This is a genomic window from Variovorax sp. NFACC27 (assembly GCF_048301545.1).
In the GTDB taxonomy this organism is placed as follows: Bacteria; Pseudomonadota; Gammaproteobacteria; order Burkholderiales; family Burkholderiaceae_C; genus Variovorax; species Variovorax gossypii.
In genome coordinates, this window is record NZ_CP157613.1 from 844,735 (window position 1) to 861,274 (window position 16,540).

Annotated in this window: 9 protein-coding genes; 5 read left to right on the forward strand and 4 right to left on the reverse strand. The window is 71.3% G+C overall.

The features are described from left to right. On the forward strand, positions 1 to 5,403 hold the full coding sequence (locus ABL840_RS03900) for a filamentous hemagglutinin N-terminal domain-containing protein (protein WP_093301687.1): 5,403 nt from the start codon (positions 1 to 3) through the stop codon (positions 5,401 to 5,403). Between the two features lie 12 nt (positions 5,404 to 5,415). On the opposite strand, the gene ABL840_RS03905 is transcribed toward ABL840_RS03900, so the two are convergent. Beyond that, positions 5,416 to 6,051 (reverse strand): cysteine hydrolase family protein, encoded by a 636-nt coding sequence (locus ABL840_RS03905; protein WP_093301689.1) that lies wholly within the window; start codon positions 6,049 to 6,051, stop codon positions 5,416 to 5,418. A 100-nt stretch (positions 6,052 to 6,151) separates the two neighbouring features. Between ABL840_RS03905 and ABL840_RS03910 the strand changes: the two genes are divergently transcribed. Continuing rightward, entirely contained in the window at positions 6,152 to 7,117 is a 966-nt protein-coding gene (locus tag ABL840_RS03910; protein WP_093204079.1) for a GlxA family transcriptional regulator, read from the forward strand. Between the two features lie 324 nt (positions 7,118 to 7,441). Here the strand turns inward: ABL840_RS03910 and ABL840_RS03915 are convergent, their stop codons facing one another. From ABL840_RS03915 to ABL840_RS03925, 3 genes are all read right to left on the reverse strand, one after another. Beyond that, the gene (locus tag ABL840_RS03915; protein WP_093429455.1) at positions 7,442 to 9,436 is read right to left on the reverse strand and encodes an ATP-binding protein; all 1,995 of its coding nucleotides are present in this window, start codon (positions 9,434 to 9,436) and stop codon (positions 7,442 to 7,444) included. After that, on the reverse strand, positions 9,433 to 10,488 hold the full coding sequence (locus tag ABL840_RS03920) for an ABC transporter substrate binding protein (RefSeq protein ID WP_256229269.1): 1,056 nt from the start codon (positions 10,486 to 10,488) through the stop codon (positions 9,433 to 9,435). Before ABL840_RS03920 ends, ABL840_RS03915 begins: the two co-directional genes overlap by 4 nt. 289 nt (positions 10,489 to 10,777) lie before the next feature. Next, a complete protein-coding gene (locus ABL840_RS03925; protein WP_093301692.1) occupies positions 10,778 to 12,667 on the reverse strand; it encodes a hybrid sensor histidine kinase/response regulator in 1,890 nt (629 codons plus the stop codon). Positions 12,668 to 12,828: 161 nt separating this feature from the next. Here ABL840_RS03925 and phnD point away from each other — a divergent pair, with 161 nt between their 5' ends. The 3 genes from phnD to tssK all read left to right on the forward strand — a co-directional run bounded on the left by phnD (position 12,829) and on the right by tssK (position 16,452). Further along, positions 12,829 to 13,866: a phosphate/phosphite/phosphonate ABC transporter substrate-binding protein gene (gene phnD, locus ABL840_RS03930; protein WP_093204089.1), complete on the forward strand. Its 1,038-nt coding sequence runs from the start codon at positions 12,829 to 12,831 to the stop codon at positions 13,864 to 13,866. Further along, positions 13,863 to 14,945, forward strand: coding sequence for a phosphate/phosphite/phosphonate ABC transporter substrate-binding protein (locus tag ABL840_RS03935; RefSeq protein WP_418116192.1), 1,083 nt, complete (start codon positions 13,863 to 13,865; stop codon positions 14,943 to 14,945). The genes phnD and ABL840_RS03935 overlap by 4 nt, the downstream gene beginning before the upstream one ends. Before the next feature lie 175 nt (positions 14,946 to 15,120). After that, positions 15,121 to 16,452, forward strand: coding sequence for a type VI secretion system baseplate subunit TssK (tssK, locus tag ABL840_RS03940; RefSeq protein ID WP_093301693.1), 1,332 nt, complete (start codon positions 15,121 to 15,123; stop codon positions 16,450 to 16,452). Positions 16,453 to 16,540 lie beyond the last annotated feature (88 nt).

Consider the following 16,540-nt stretch of genomic DNA (forward strand, 5'->3'; position numbering starts at 1 on the left):
ATGAAGCAACGCAACCGATTCACACAACGGCGGCTGCAACTGCGCCCGCTCGCGCTGTCGCTGATCTGCGCAGGAGCCGCGCCCGCCATGGCGCAGGTGCTGCCCACGGGTTTCAACTCCATTGCCGGCGGCGTCACCATGACGCAGAGCGGCAGCGTGATGAGCATCACCCAGCCGATGATGCGCGGCATCGCCAGTTGGCAGACCTTCTCCATCGGTGCGGGCGGCACGGTCAACATCGCGCAGCCGAGCACGCGCGCGGTGCTGCTCAACCGCGTGGTGGGCGACGGGGGCACCATCCAGGCCTCGCGCATCGACGGCACGCTGAGGACATCGCTGATCGGCAACCCCAACCTGCCGGGCGGCAGCGTGTTCCTCATCAACCCGAGCGGCATCGTGTTCGGCAACGGTGCGTCGGTCAACGTGGGCGGGCTGGTGGCGTCCACGCTGGACATCGCCAACAGCAATTTCATGCCGGCGGGCTCGGAGAACAAGGCTTTCGACAAGAGCGAGCAGCTGGTCTTCGTGGGGCCGGCCAACAGCATGGCGCAGGTGCGGCTGGAGCAGGGCGCGTCGATCACCGCCGCGCCGGGCGGCACCGTGGCGCTGGTCGGCGGCTCGGTGCGCAACGACGGCGAGATCAACGTCGCGCGCGGCTCGGTGGGCCTGGTGTCGGCCAGCAAGCTCACGATGAACCTGGACTTCGACGGCGACGGGCTCACCACATTCAAGGTGCCGCTGGACGGGCAGACCACCTTCAAGCTCGCCGACCTGCAGGCCACCGACAAGACCACCACCGCCCAGCTCATGAACACGAGCACCGGCAAGGTCACGGCCGACGGCGGCCGCGTGGTGCTGATGGCTGCCGCGGCCGACGTGGACGCACGCCAGCTGGTGGTGAGCCAGACCGGCGTGATCCGTGCGCGCTCGCTGTCCACCCGCAACGGAGAGATCGTGCTCGACGGCGGCCAGTCGGCCGCGCGCACCAACGAGATGCTGCTGGGCGGCACCATCGACGCGACCGGCTCCGAAGCCGGCGTGGCCGGCGGCTCGATCACCGCGAGCGCCGACTACGTGCGCCTGTCGGGGCTGACGGCGGACGCCAGCGGCAGCAACGGCGGCAGCATCCAGGTGACGGGCAATGCGGCAGTGAGCATGTCGCCCGACTCGGTGCTGCGCAGCAACGCCACCGGCGCGAACGGGCAGGGCGGCACGGTGGGCCTGAGCGCCGACTACACGCACGTCTCCGGCCAGATCCAGGCGCGCGGCGCGGGCAGCGGCGCGGGCGGCACCATCACCACCGCGGCCCGGCAGGTCGAGGTGACGGAGCTCGCGCAGATCGACGCGGCGGGCGGCGCGAGCGGCGCCAACGGCACCTGGGTGGTCGACTCGAAGGGCACGCTCAACGTGGACAACACGGTGCCTGTCTACGACCCGGACAACTACGGCCTGAACACGGCCGACACGCGCGTGAGCTCCACCGCCATCGGCAGCGCGCTGGGCCGCGCCACCGACGTGAAGCTGCGCACCGGATCCAACGACGGCGAGTCGAACGACGTGGTGTTCCAGGACAACGCGAGCATCGTCAAGACCGAGGGGCGCGACGCGCGCCTCACGGTCGATTCGCTGCGCGACGTCCGCATGTCCAGTGGCTCGTCGATCCGCTCGGAAAGCGGCGCGCTGCACGTCGACTTCGACGCCAATGCGACCGGCGGCTCCGACGGCGGCGTGATCGAGCTCAACAACGCGAGCATCGCCACCAACGGCGGCAACATCCGCTTCTACGGCCAGGGCCACGCGGCCAACGGCTACGCGGTCGGCGGCATCGCGCCCACCGACGGCGGCCCGAATGTCGGGCGCGCGGGCGTCTCGCTGTTCGACAGCTCGCTGAACACCTGCGCGATGGCCTCCGGCAGCTGCGGCGGCAGCGGCTCCATCACGCTGCGCGGGCAGGGCACCAGCACCTCGGCCGGCGACCCGAGCTACTACGTGAGCTCCGATGGCGTGGAGATCTCGGGCACCAGCCTGACCACCGGTGGCGGCAACATCGCCATCACCGGCGTGGGCGGCATCGGCGCGGGTGGCGTGCTGCTCGACAACACCGAGGGCAACAGCACGGTGCTGCGCACCGGCACGGGCGACGTGAGCATCACCGGCAGCTCGCGCAGCTGGACCGCCACCGACCCCGCGGCGGTGTACGGCGGCACGGTGGACTTCGTCGACAGCTCCTTCCCCGACGTGACGACGAGCAACGTCGGCGGCATCTCGATGCGCGGCGTGACCATCGACTCCGGCGGGCGCGTGGCCATCGACGGCACCGGCGGCGACATGCAGGGCCTCACGGCGAACAGCGCCTTCCTTACCTCGGCATCGGCCGCCAACGGCGGCGCCGGCGTGGCCTACGCCGCCGGCAACGGCGTGACCATCTTCGGCGGCAGCATCACGGCCGGCAAGGGGCGCGACATATCGATCTCGGGCACGGCGGGCGGCAAGAGCTTCACGGTGGACGGCGGCGCCGCGACCATCGGCGACGACGCATCGGCGGTGGCACTCGCGATGGAGGCCGGCGGCACCGTGCGCGCCGAGGGCGGGCGCATCGCGATCGACGGGCGCGGCGGCGACGTGCGCGTGGGGCGCGTGAACGTGCGCGACGTGCCCTCGGGCACCGTCTTCCTGCCGGTGCTCGATGTGTCGAGCAGCACCGGCGCTGGCGGCACCGTCAGCCTCGCCGGGCGCAACGTGCTGGTGCTCGATTCGTTCGACGACGTGACCACCGTCGACGCGGGCGGCGCGGGCCAGTCCGGCACCATCGACGTGCGCGCCATCAACACCATCGCCATCAGCGACCAGGTCAGCCTGCGCGCCGATGCGAAATCGGCTTCCGGCAACGGCGGCACGATCAACGTGATCGCGGGCGACACGCTGCGCGGCTATGGCAGCCTGTCGGCGCGCGGCGGCGCGAGCGGAGGCAACGGCGGCAACATCGAGACCTCGGCCGCGCACTTCGACCTGACCGGCCTGCGCGTGGACGCCGCGGCGCCCGTGGGCACCGCGGGCAAGTGGACCATCGACCCCTACAACGTCAACATCGCGCACGGCACCGCATCGGGCAGCCTCACGGGCAACCCCTTCGATCCGCTGGCGAACTCGACAATCCAGGACGGCGACATCAACAACGCGCTGGACGGCGGCACCAGCGTCACCATCACCACCGGCACCGGCGGCAACGCCTTCGACGGCAACATCACCTTCGCGGCCGACGCGGCCATCGTGCGCAGCAAGGGCTCCACGCCACTGACCTTCGAGCTCGACGCGGCGCACAACATCAACGCCTTCAGCAACAACTCGATCCAGTCGAACTCGGGCGCGCTCAACGTCGTGTTCAACGCGGGCGTGGGCGGGCAGGGCGGATCGATCTTCCTCACCGGCGCGAAGATCGCCACCAACGGCGGCAACGTCACGATGACGGCCGACACCAGCCCCTCGGGCAACCAGGCGATCGGCATTACCAACACCACGATCGATACGCGGACCACCGCGCTGGGCGACGCCGGCCCCGGCGGCTCGGTGCAGATCACGGGCAAGCGCGGAACGCCCACCTTCTCGGGCTTCACCGCCACCGTGCAGCTGAGCGGCGCGACCATCCAGAGCAGCACCGGCGACGTGTCGATCTCGGGCACGGCGCCCGGCGGCACCGGCGTGCGCATCGGCGCGGGCACCGGGCCCAGCCAGATCCTCACCACCAGCGGCGACATCTCCATCGTGGGCATCGGCAGCGGCGTGACGGACCCGAGCACCGGGCCGCTGGCCGTGCAGGCCGTCGACCTCAGCAACGTCACGGTGCGCAGCGTCGACGGCAACATCGGCATCCGCGGACTCGTGACGCCGGGCGCCATGAGCGGCACATCGGGCGGCGTGCTGATCGCCAACAACGCGCTGGTCACCACGCTGGGCGTCGGCGACATCGACGTGGCGGGCGAGTCGCAGGCCAACGGAACGGGCATCACCCTGGGCACCGGCGGACGCATCGACGGCAACCGCAACGTGGTGCTGCGCGCGAGCAACGACGGCAGCACCGACGCGGTGGTGCTGACAGGCACCGTGCGCGCCGGCAACGTGCTGAACCTGCGCCCCGGTGGCGTGGACGCGGCCGGCAACGCGGCGGACCGCACGGCCAACACCATCACGCTCGGCGGCACTGCGGCCAACGGCTTCGCGGTGTCGGCCGACGAGTTCACGCGGCTCGACGCGCCCACCATCGTGGCTGGCAGCAACGCGCACGCCGGCAACATCAACGTGGTGGGCCCGCTCACCGTGCCCGGCGCGCTGACCCTGCAGAACACCGGCGGGGGCGGCGGCATCCAGCTCGGCGGTGCGCTCACGGCTTCGACCGTGGGGCTGATCTCCGGCGGCAACATCACGCAGACGGCAGCCGCGCCGATCACCGCCGGCACGCTGCTGGCGCGCTCCACCGGCGGCAGCGTGCTGCTGGACCAGGCGGCGAACAACGTCAGTGCCGACACCTTGGGCGGCGGCGCGGCCGGCGCATTCAGGTACGTGGACGTCGACACCGTCAAGCTGGGTTCGGTGAGCGTCACCGGCTACGACGCGGCGGGCAATGCGCCGCAGGTCGTGTCGGCCGGCTCGATGGCGGCCGACACCGTGTTCGTGCGCACCCTGAGCGGCGACTTGCTGCTGGGCACCAACGTGAGCAGCACCAGCGGAGCCGACCTGGTGGCGGGTTCGCGCTTCCAGAACACCGGCGGCTACAGCATCACCGGCGCACCGTGGCGCGTGTGGGCCGACACCTGGGTGGGCGAGACGCGCGGCGGGCTCGCGGGGTCGGGCATCTATCCCAACCTGTACCACTGCGCCTACTCGGGCCTGTGCGCGGTGAGCATCCCCGCGGGCGCCAACCACTTCATCTACGCGCAGCAGCCGGTGGCCACGGTGCTCATCGGCAATGCGACCAGGCCCTTCGGCTATCCGAACCCGCTCTTCAGCTACCTCGTGACGGGGCTGATCCTGGGCGACACGGGCGCGGGATTCGCGGGCTTCATGTTCTCGCCCGCGCTGCAGGCCAGCCCGCCGGGCGTGTACCCGATCAACGGCGCCTTCACCTCGGCAGAGGGCTACAGGGTCAACGTGGTGCCGGGCAACCTCTTCGTGGGCGGCGTGCCCGACCTGCCGCGCCCCGACACGCTGCGCGACCTGCCCGCCACCTGGGTGTACGACCGCAACATCGGCCCGCCGCCGATCTGCTTCGCCACCGGGCCGCTGGAAGGCGACCGCGCGACGCAGGGCGGCGACGTGCTGGCGCGCGAATGGTCGCGCGTGCGCTCCCGGCCCAACCTGTCGAGCTGCGTCGACACCGAGAAGCGCAACGGCTGCGCCGATTTCTAGCCGGCGACCGGGCTACGCCAGGCCTCGTGCGCGGCGGTTGGACAGCACCACGTTGTCCTTCGGGATGACCTGGCCTTCGCGCATCGCCGAGATCCATGCGTCCGTCGTGGTCACGGCCGCGAAGTTGCTGTGGAACACCACGCTGAAGACGCGGTGGATCTCCTCCGCCGTGACCTTGCCCGCCGCGTTCTCGTAGGGCAGCGCGCCGCTGGCGTCCGACAGGAACTCCACGCTCAGTCCCCGGTGCATGGCCTCGAACACGGTCGAGGCGTCGCAGTTCTGCGTCATGTAGCCGGCCACGCTCAGCGTGTCGATCTGGTTGCGCGCGATCCAGTCGGCGAAGTCGGTGCCGGTGAACACGCTCGGAAAGCTCTTGGTGACGAGGTGGTCGTGCGGCCGCTTCGCGATCTTGGGGTGCAGCTGGCCGTTGTGCGTGTCGGCCTGGAACACCGGCGCGCCCTTGGGCGCGTGGTGGCGCACCACCACCACGGGCGTGCCGGCTGCGCGGGCTGCGTCCATGGCCTTCGTCACGTTCGGCAGCGTGTCCAGGATGGGCGGGTACTCGATCGGCAGGCCGCCGCCTTCGAAGTATTCGTTCTGCACGTCGATCACGACGAGGGCGCGGCGCGGGGCGGTGGTGTTGCTCATGTTGGGCTCCTTCTCTTGTGTGGTTCGGATGACTGGATTCTTCCCGCCGGCGTCACGTCCAGAAAGTGGCCCGAAAGCCATTCATCGATAAGATCGGGCCATGCCGCAGCCAACCGCCGAGACCGTCGCCGTCGTCGCCTTCGACGGCATCAGCCCCTTCCACCTGTCCGTGCCCTGCATGGTCTTCGGCGAGGACCGCACCGAGACCGGCGAGCCGCGCTTCCGCGTGAAGGTGTGCGCACCCCGGCCCGGGGAGCTGCGCACCAACGCCGGCTTCGCGCTCGTCGTCCCGCACGGGCTCGAGGCCATCCGCCGCGCGCAGATCGTGGTCGTGCCTTCATGGCGCGACGACTGTTCGGCGGCGCCGCCCGAGCTGATCCGCGCGCTGCAGGCCGCCCACCGGCGCGGCGCCGTCGTGATGGGGCTTTGCCTCGGCGCATTCGTGCTGGCCGAGGCGGGCCTGCTCGACGGCCGGCCCGCCACCACGCACTGGAAGCTGGCGCCGATCTTCGCGAAGCAGTATCCGAAGGTGAAGCTGCAGCCCGAGGTGCTCTACGTGGACGACGGCAGCGTGCTCACCTCCGCCGGCACGGCCGCGGGCATCGACTGCTGCCTGCACCTGCTGCGCGTGCGCCATGGCGCGGAGACGGCCAATCGCGCCGCGCGGCGCATGGTGGTGGCGCCGCACCGGCAGGGCGGCCAGGCGCAGTACATCGAGCAGCCCGTGCCCGCCGCCGCCGAGCGCGACCGCCTCGCGCCGCTGCTCGAATGGCTGGGCCGGCATCTCGACACGCCGCACGAGCTCGACGACCTCGCGCGGCGCGCGCTCATGAGCCGGCGCAATTTCACGCGGCGCTTCCGCGAATCCACCGGCACCACCGTCGGCCAGTGGATGCAGAACCAGCGCCTCGCGCTCGCGCAGCGGCTGCTGGAGACCACCGACCACCCGGTGGAGCGCGTGGCCACCGGCGCCGGCTTCGGCTCAGCGGTGTCGCTGCGCAAGCATTTCGTCTCGGCCTTCAAGCTGTCGCCCACGGCATACCGCCAGCAGTTCTCGCGGGCATGAGGAAGAGGGCGTGCTTCGCATCAGGAAACCCTGAATGCCAGGGATACCGCGGAACCGGCTTTGCCGGGCCGCAGGTGTTGCCCCCGGAAGGGGGTGGCGAAGCGACACGAAGTGCGCGAAGCCTGGGGGTGAGTTCACGCTTTCGCGGAACCGGCTTTGCCGGGCCGCAGGTATCGCCCCCTGGAAGGGGATGGCGAAGCGACACGAAGTGCGCGAAGCCTGGGGGTGAGTTCACGCTTTCGCGGAACCGGCTTTGCCGGGCCGCAGGTATCGCCCCCTGGAAGGGGGTTGGCGAAGCGACACGAAGTGCGCGAAGCCTGGGGGTCAGACCATGATTTGCCGCCGCGTGGTGAGCAGCGCGCGCAGCTTGGCCGGCGCGACCGGCTTGGTCAGCAGCATCACGCCGCCATGGCGCAGCCGCTGCAGCACCTCGGGCCCGGTGGCACCCGACACCAGCACCGCCAGCGCCTCGGGCTGCAGCCGCTTGGCGGCGTCGATCACGTCCACGCCGTCGCCGTCGCCCGCGAGCTGCAGGTCGCACAGCACCGCGTCGTAGTGGATGTCGCCGGTGCCCAGCCGCGCGATGGCCTCGGCGCCGGTGCTCACGCATTCGACCTGGCAGCCCCACTGCTCCAGCAGCGCGCGGCTGCCGTCGAGGATGGCGGGGTCGTCGTCCACCACCAGGCAGCGCAGTCCAGCCAGCGGCGCCGGGGCCAGTGCAGGCGGCTGGGGCGGCGTCACGTCGGCCAGCCGAGCCGCGGGCAGCGTGAAGGCGAAGGTGCTGCCCGCCTGAAGCGCCGAGCGCACCGTGATGCGCGTGCCCAGCAGCGTGGCGATGCGCGCGCAGATGGCCAGCCCCAGCCCGAAGCCGCGGCGCCGGTCGCGCTCGGTGTTCGCCACCTGGTAGAACTCCTCGAAGATGCGGCCCTGGTGGATGGGCGCGATGCCCACGCCGTTGTCGCGCACCTCGATGCGCACGCCCGATGCGCTGCGCCGGGCCGCCACCAGCACGGTGCCGCCCTCGGGCGCGTGGCGCAGCGCGTTGGTCACCAGGTTGCCGACGATGCGCCGCAGCATCGCCGCGTCGCTGCGCACCGCCAGCCCGCGGTCGCTCCAGCGCAGTCGCACGCGGGCCTCGACGGCCGCGGCGGCGTGCTGCGCGTCGAGCTGGTCGAACAGCTCCGCGAGCGGCACCTTGGCGATGGCCGGCGTCAGCACCTGCGCGTCGAGCCGCGAGATCTCGAGCAGGTCGTCGAGCAGCACGCCCATGAACTCGGTGCTTTCCTGCAGCCGCAGCACCGCCGGGCGCTGCGCGGGTGAAGCTCCGGGCAGCAGGCCGTCGATGAACAGGCCCATGGCGTGCAGCGGCTGGCGCAGGTCGTGGCTCGCGGCCGCGAGGAAGCGCGCGCGGGAAAGCGCCGCCTGCTCCGCCTCGGCCATGCGCTGCAGCGCGACGGCGGTGGCCTCGCGCACGCGCTCCTCGCTAATCTGGCGGTTGCGCTGCAGCCGCTCGGCGAGGCGGTCGATGTCGTGCGCGAGCACGGCGAGCTCGTGCGTGCCGCGCGTGCCGCCTTCCACCACGTCGCAGCGCACCTCGAAATGCCCGGCCTCCAACGCCGCGACCGTGCGCGACACGCGCCGAAGCGGCCGCGCCACCGTGCGCGCCATGTGCCGCACCGAGGCCCAGGCCGCGATCAGCGCGACCAGCGCGATGCCGATGCCCGCGATGAGCGAGCGGCTGCGCTCGCGCGTGTAGGCGGTGGTGTCGCGAAAGGTCTGCACCAGGCCGATGGGCGTGTCGCCCGCCGCCGTGGAGCCCGCGGGCGCGAAGGCGCTGGCGCGCGATGCCTCGCGCAGCGTGACCGGCGAGGTGAACATGCGCAGCTGCGCGAGCGAGGCGGTCTTGGGCCCGGCCGTGACGTACACGCCCGCGCTGTTGCTGATCTCCACCCGCGTCACCTGCCCGCCGCGCAGCGCCGCGTTGGCCACGTTCTGCAGCGCCGGCACGTCGCCCGCGTAGAGGCTCAGGTCGGACATGGCCGCCACCTGTCGCGCCACGGCCTGGCCCTCGGCGTCGAAGGCGGCCTCCAGTGTCTGCAGCCGGTTGTGCGTGAACCAGCCCGTGAGCGCCAGCGCCACCGCCGCGCACGGCACCACGCCGAGGCGGAACAGGTCGCGCTGCAGGTTGCCGCGCACTACCAGCGTGTGGGCCGATGGAGGCGGGGGAGGCGGTGGGGGCGACGGCGGCGGCAGTGCCGCGCCCGCACCCTCCGTTGCCGTGGGCGCCGCCCGTTCGTGGGGAGGTGCTGCGCTGCTCATCGCGGGGCCGCGAGCCGGTCGGTCAGTTCCCGTTCCTCCGGCAGACGCAGGCCGAGTCCGCGTGCCACGGTGGCGTTGACGCGCACGGTGGCGGGCGTCGCGGCTTCCACCAGCGGTGCATTGCTGCTGTTGCCGGCGCTCGCGACCTTCTGGCCGAGCTGCCGCGCCTGCTGGGCCAGCTGCGACGGCGTCGAGACCGCCGCCGCCAGTCCGCCCGAGCGCACCAGCCCCTCGCTGGCGCCGAACACCGGCAGGCCGGCGCCGGCGGCGGCGCGCAGCACCGAGAGCGTGGCCGCCTGGTTGTCGCCGATCAGGTCGGGCAGCACCAGCAGCGCGTCGCTGTTCGGCACCACCAGTCGCAGGGCGGAGGCGATCGACCGGGCGTCGGGCGCGTATTCCACGCGCAGGTCCCAGGCCGGGTTCGCGCCCTGAGCCGCGCGCTGCAGCTCGCGCACCAGCGGTTCCGACTCGGGCGTGGCGACCACGCCCAGGCGGTGCTTCTGCGGCAGCACCGCGTTGACCAGCGCGAGTTGATCGGTCATGGCCGGGTCGCGCAGCAGCACGCCCACGCGGCGGTCGGCGCGCTTGAGCGCCGGGCTGGTCGCCTTCAGGGTCTCGTATTCGAGCCGGCTGAGCATCGCGAGCACCAGCGGCTCCTGTCCCGGCCGCTCGACGGCGGCGCGCGCGGCGGCGGGGCCGACGGCCATGGTGAGCGGCACATCGGAGGAAGAAGACGAAGATGAAGCTCCGCGCAGGCTGCGCGTGCGCACGCCTGCGTTCGCGGCGCGTTCGGCGTCCGCGGCCTGCTCCGCCGCCGGCTGCGTCTCGGTGCCGCCGGGCCCGAGGCGCACCAGCTCGAACTTGCCGCCGGGTTCCTGGTCCGCGCGCAGCCGCTGCACGAACTCGGAGGAAGCCGCCATGTCGTCGCCCATCAGCACCGTGAGGTTGACCGCCGCGAAAGCCGCGCCCGCGGCGCATGCAAGGCTTGCGGCCAGCACGGTTCGGGCGGCGCGCCGCAGCCTTCGAAAGAAGGGCGGGAGGACGGGATTCACGGCAACAAACATGGACTGCTTCCGCAGCGAGGGGCGATGATCCAATGTAAGGACGACCCCTTCTTAGCGCGATAAGGCGGAGGGCTTATGTCAGCGTCGGCAGTGGCCTGCCCGCGTGACGGATTCCACGAGGGGAATGGCCGCTCGGCCTATGTCCGATGGAATATCCGGCGCTCCCCCAGGCTTCGCGCACTTCGTGTCGCTTCGCCATCCCCCTTCCAGGGGGCGATACCTGCGGCCCGGCAAAGCCGGTTCCGCGGTGTTTCACGCACGGACAGACTCCTGTGTTCTACGCACCCGTCATCTGTGCGGCCGCCGCGCGCTGCGCCTGTATCGCCTGGCGCAGCACGCGCGGCGACACGGGCTTGTAGAGCACCGTGATGCCGGCGCTGGCCACTTCGCGCAGGCGGTCGGGCTTGGTCTCGCCGGTCACGAGCAGGCGGGCAGTGCCCGCGCCGATGCCGCGCGGATGGCGCTCCAGCGCGGCGATCACGTCCAGGCCGTTGTCGCCGCCCTGCAGCAGCAAGTCGCTGATGACCACGTCGGGCGGGCGCTCCCAGCTGTCGGCCATGGCCAGCGCCTCGGCGCGGGTCTGCGCGGGCAGCACCTCGGCGCCCCAGTTGGTGAGCACCACCGTCAGGCCCTCGAGGATGGTGCGCTCGTCGTCGATCACGAGGATGCGCACGTTGGCCAGGCCTTCCTCCTCGTCGATGGCGGCAATGGCCGCCGGCGCCACGGGCGCGGGCAGCGCGGCCGGCGCCGAGCGCACAAGCACCCGCACGCAGGTGCCCTTGTTCAGCTTCGAGCTCAGTTCCACGCGCGTGTTGAGCAGCTCGGCCAGCCGCTGCACCGTGGCCAGGCCCAGGCCCATGCCGCGCGCGCCGCGCGATGCCTGCCGGCTCGCGGGCTCCACCTGGTAGAACTCCTCGAACACCCGGGCCTGGTGATGCGCGGCGATGCCAACGCCGGTGTCGACCACGTCGATGCGCACGCCCCGGCCGCGCCGCCGCGCGCCGATCAGCACGCCGCCCTCGATGGTGTGGCGCAGCGAGTTCGACACCAGGTTGTTCAGGATGCGCGAGAGCATCACGTAGTCGCAGCGCACCCACACGTCGGTCTTGCGCACCACCAGCCGCAGGCCCTGCTGCTCGGCCACCGGCCGGAAGTTGCGGCTGATCTCCTCGAACAGCCGGTCGAGCGGAAAGTCGATCCACTGCGGCTGCAGCACGCCGGCGTCGAGCTGCGACAGGTTCAGGAGTTCGGAGAACAGCCGGTCGAGCGAATCCACGCATTCGCGGATGTGGCCGATGCGCTGCAGCTTCACCGGGTCGCTCTCGCCGTTGGCCAGGCCGTCGGAGAACAGCGTGAGCGCGTGCAGCGGCTGGCGCAGGTCGTGGCTGGCGGCGGCCAGAAGGCGGGTCTTGGCCTGGCTGGCCACCTCCAGCTGCTGGTTCTTGCGGGCCAGCTCGGCGGTGGCCTCGTTGATGCGGCTCTGCAGCAGCCGGTGGCTCTCGGCGAGGGCGCGCGCGGCCTGATTGAAGCCGTGCTGCAGGTGCCGCACCTCCGCCGTGCCCTCGATGGACACGCTCGCGTCCTCGCCCGCGCCCAGGCGGTCGACCGCCTTGCCCAGCGCGCGGATCGGCTCGCTGATGCGGCGCGCCGCCCACCAGCCGGCCAGGCCCACGCCCACCAGGCTGATCGCCAGCACCAGCCCCACGTTGAACCACACCGAGCGCCGCGCGTTCTGCACGGCGGCCAGGCTCATCTCGACCATCACCTTGCCGTTGTGGCGGCCGTCGTCGCCCACGATGGGCACCACCACCTGCAGGCCCTCGCCGCGGGCGCGGTCGAGGGTCTCGGAGTTGGCGACGATCTCGCCGTCTTCCGTCCAGATCTGCACCTGCTGCACGTTGGGCTGGTAGGTGCCCGACTGGGCGGTACGCGCCAGCGCGCGGCGGTCCATGCGCGCCAGCGGCGCCTGCGCCACGGTGGCCACCTGCAGCGCCACTGTCTGCGCGTTGGCCCGCATCAGCTCGGTGAGGTTGCCCAGATGCTGCCGCGTCAGCACGGCGATCGCCGCCAGCGTGGCCAGGGCCGCCGGCACCATCGCCAGCAGGATCAGCTGCTGGGCGAAGGTCAGGCGGGCCAGGCCGCGGATGACACGGAAATTCCAGTTCATGAGGGCAACGGACTCATTGGCGCCGAGCTTATGGGGGCGCTCCAGGGCGGGAAAGCTAGGAAAAACATCACAAAAAATGCTTGTAATTGATATTTAATGACGTCCGCGCTGCCCATGTTAGACCGCCGATGCGCGCCGGCCCTATGTCTTTCGCTCCAGAAATGCAGGCTTCCATGCGCCGATTCGCCGAGTTCTCAGCCGCTTTCTTCCGTGCGGCGACGCTCGCCTTGCTGGCCGGATTGCCGCTCGCGACCCCTGCCCAGGTGAGCCCGCTGGACGGCCCGGTGCGCTTCGGCATCCTGCCGCTCGGCGGTGCCTTCGAGTCGCGCAGCGACTGGGACCCGCTGCTGGCCGAGCTCAGCCGCGCCATCAACCGCCCGGTGAGCGTGCTCTCGGTCAACTCGTACGAGGCGCTGGAGCAGGCCATCCAGCGCGACGAGGTCGACATGGCCTTCCTGTCCGGGAAGATGGCGCTCGACGCCGTCACCCAGCGCCGCATGAAGGTGGTGGCGCAGGTGGTGCGGCACGACGGCCTGCCGGGCTATCGCGCGCTGCTGCTCGCGCGCAAGGCGCCGCCCTTCAACTCGCTGAAGAACCTGCTCGACCAGCCCGATCGCTGGCGGCTGGCGCGCGGCGAGAAGCAGTCGGTGTCGGGCTTCATCGTGCCGCAGCTGCAGCTCTTCCTGCCGAACCACATCGCGATGGAGACGCGCTTCCGCAGCGAGATCGTGGGCACCCACCAGGCCAACGCACTGGCCGTGGCCAACAACGAGGCCGACGTGGCCACCAACAACACAGCCGACTTCGAACGCTTCAAGACGCGCTTTCCGGCCGAGACCGAGCGGCTGCAGGTGCTGTGGGAGTCGGACCTGATACCGCACGCGCAGATCGTGGTGCGACGTGAATACTCGCCCGAACTGCGCAAGCGCGTGCAGGCTTTCCTGGTCGGCTATGGCCGCGCCAAGGGACCGCGCGGCGACGCCGAGCGCCTGGTGCTGAAGTCGCTGCACGACCTGGCCGGCTTCGTGGCCGCCGACAACAGTTCGCTGCAGCCGGCGGCCAAGCTGGCCTACCAGCTCGCGAAGCAGAACGCCATGACCGCGCAGTGGGTGAACGACGCCGCCCGCGAGGCCCGCCTTCAGCGCATCGAGAGCAACTACGCGGACCAGGTCGCGGTGCTGAAGGACGTGTCGCCGTGACCTCGACGACGCCGCTCGGGAAGCTGCGGCGCGCGGCCGCCGGGGTGTTCGCCTCGCTTGTCGTCCTTGCCGCCTTCGCCGGTCCGCCGGCCATGGCGCAGGTGCAGCACGGCACCGCCGCCGCGCCGGGCGAGAAGGCCGCGCCGCCGCCCGCCGTGCGGATGATCCGCTTCGGCGTGCTGCCGCTGGGCGGCACGGTCGAGTCGCGCGCGCTGTGGACCCCGCTCATGACCGACATGGGCCGCGCCCTCGGCATGCCGGTCAGCATGTATTCGGTGCCGACCTACGAGGAACTCGACCGCGCCATCGGCCGCGACGAGATCGACATGGCCTTTCTCTCGGCCAAGATGGCGCTCGACGCCGTGATGCAGCGGCGCATGAAGGTGCTGGCGCAGATCGCGCGACACCCCAGCGTGCCCGAGCACCGCGCCGTGCTGCTGGTGCGCAAGGCCGGGCCGCTCAACACGCTCGAGGGCCTGCTCGCCCAGCCCGAGAAGTGGCGGCTCGCGCGCGGCGACAGCCGCTCCGTCACCGGCTTCATCGTGCCGCAGAGCCAGCTCTTCCTGCCGCACAACATCGAGATGGAAACCCGCTTCCGCAGCGAGATCGTGGGCACCCACCAGGCCACCGCGCTGGCCGTGGCCAACGGCGACGCCGACGTGGCCACCAACAACACCACCGACTTCGAGCGCTTCCGCCAGCAGTTCCCGGTGGAGGCCGAGCGGCTGCAGGTGGTGTGGGAATCGGAGCCGCCGCCCGGCGCGCCGATGGTGGTGCGGCGCGACTTCCCGCCCGAGTTCCAGGCGCGGCTGCAGAACTTCCTGACCGGCTACGGCAAGGCCAAGGGCGCGCGCGGCGACGCCGAGCGCGAAGTGCTCAAGAGCCTGCGCGCGGCCTACGGCTACGTCGCGGCCGACGACAGCGCGCTGCTGCCGCAGGCGCGGCTGGAGCACCAGCTCGGCAGGCAGCGCGCCATGGCCGCATCGTGGGTCAACGAGGCCGCGCGCGAGCAGCGCCTGCAGCGCATCGAGAAGACCTACGCGGAGCAGGTCGAGACGCTGCGCGCCGCCGCCCGCTGAGCCGGCCCTGCCGGTCCCTTCGCGCTTCTTTCGCGCTCCTTTCTACTCCCTTCGCCGTAGCTCCAAATCCCCGCGCCTAGGCCATTAGCTAGGCCTTAAGGCGGATTTGCCTCCCGTCCACCGGGCCGGAAACTTCGTGTTTCTTTCAGGCACCCTTGCCGTTGACGGAGTGCGGATGAGTTGGCGAACAAAAGTGGTCTGGAGCGAGGGGATGCTGTTGCAGCCTCAGCACCTGCAGCAGAGCGAGCGTCATGCCGATCACGCGCGGCACGTGCTGCTGCGTTCCACCACTCCCTATGCGTGGGGCTTCGCCGAACTGGAGATCGACCCCGCCGCGCTCACGCTGGGCAAGCTGGCGCTGGTGCGCGCGGTCGGCGTCTTCGGCGACGGTACCGTCTTCGACATGCCGGCGGTCGACCCGCTGCCCGAGCCCATCGACATTCCATCGTCCATGCGCGACGAGGCCGTGGTGCTCGCGTTGCCGCTGCGCCGCGCCGGCGCGCGCGAAGCCGACGCGGAAGAATATGAAGAGCTGGTGCGCCACCGCGTGCTCGAGTCGGAAGTGCCCGACTCCAACACCGCCGGCGAGCGCACCGCGATGCTGCAGCTGGGCCAGCTCCACACGCGGCTGATGCGCGCCAGCGAGGCCACCGACGCCTGGACCACCATCGGCGTGGCCCGCGTGATCGAGCGCCGCGTCGACAACCAGGTGCAGCTCGACCGCGCCATGCTGCCGCCGCTGCTCGACGTGGCCGGCCATGCCGTCATCCGCGCCTGGCTCGACGAACTGCTGGGCCTGCTGCGCCAGCGCGGCGAGGCGCTGGCCGGCCGGCTCACGCAGGGCGGCACCGGCGGCGTGGCCGAGATCGCCGACTTCATGCTGCTGCAGGCCGTGAACCGCAACGAAGCCATCTTCGCGCACCTCGCCAAGAGCGCCATGCTGCATCCGCAGCACTTCTTCGAACATGCGCTGGGCCTCGCGGGCGACCTCGCGAGCTTTCGCGACTCGCGCCGCGTGTCGCGCTTCGGCCCCTACATCCACGATGACCTCGCCATGAGCTTCAGGCCGCTCATGGACGACCTGCGCCGCAGCCTCTCGATGGTGTTCGAGCAGTCGGCCATCCGCATCGAGCTGCACGACCGCAAGCACGGCGTGCGCGTGGCGGTGGTCACCGACGTGGAGCTGCAGCGCAAGGCCACCTTCGTTCTCGCGGTGAACGCCAGCATGCCCAGCGAGGCGCTGCGCGCGCGCTTTCCCACGCAGGTCAAGATCGGTCCGGTGGAGCGCATCCGCGACCTGGTCAACCTCGCGCTGCCGGGCGTCACGCTCACGCCGATGCCGGTGGCGCCGAGGCAGATTCCCTTTCACACGGGCGCCAACTACTTCGAGCTCGAAACGCGCAACAGCGACCTGTGGCGCCAGCTCGAGCAGTCGGGCGGCATCGCGATGCACATCGCGGGCGACTTCCCCGGCCTCGACCTTCAATTCTGGGCAATCCGAGCATGACCCCCAGTCTTCGCGCACTTCGTGTCGCTACGCCAACCCCCTTCCAGGGGGCGGTGCCTGCGGCCCGGCAAAGCCGGTTCCGCGGCGT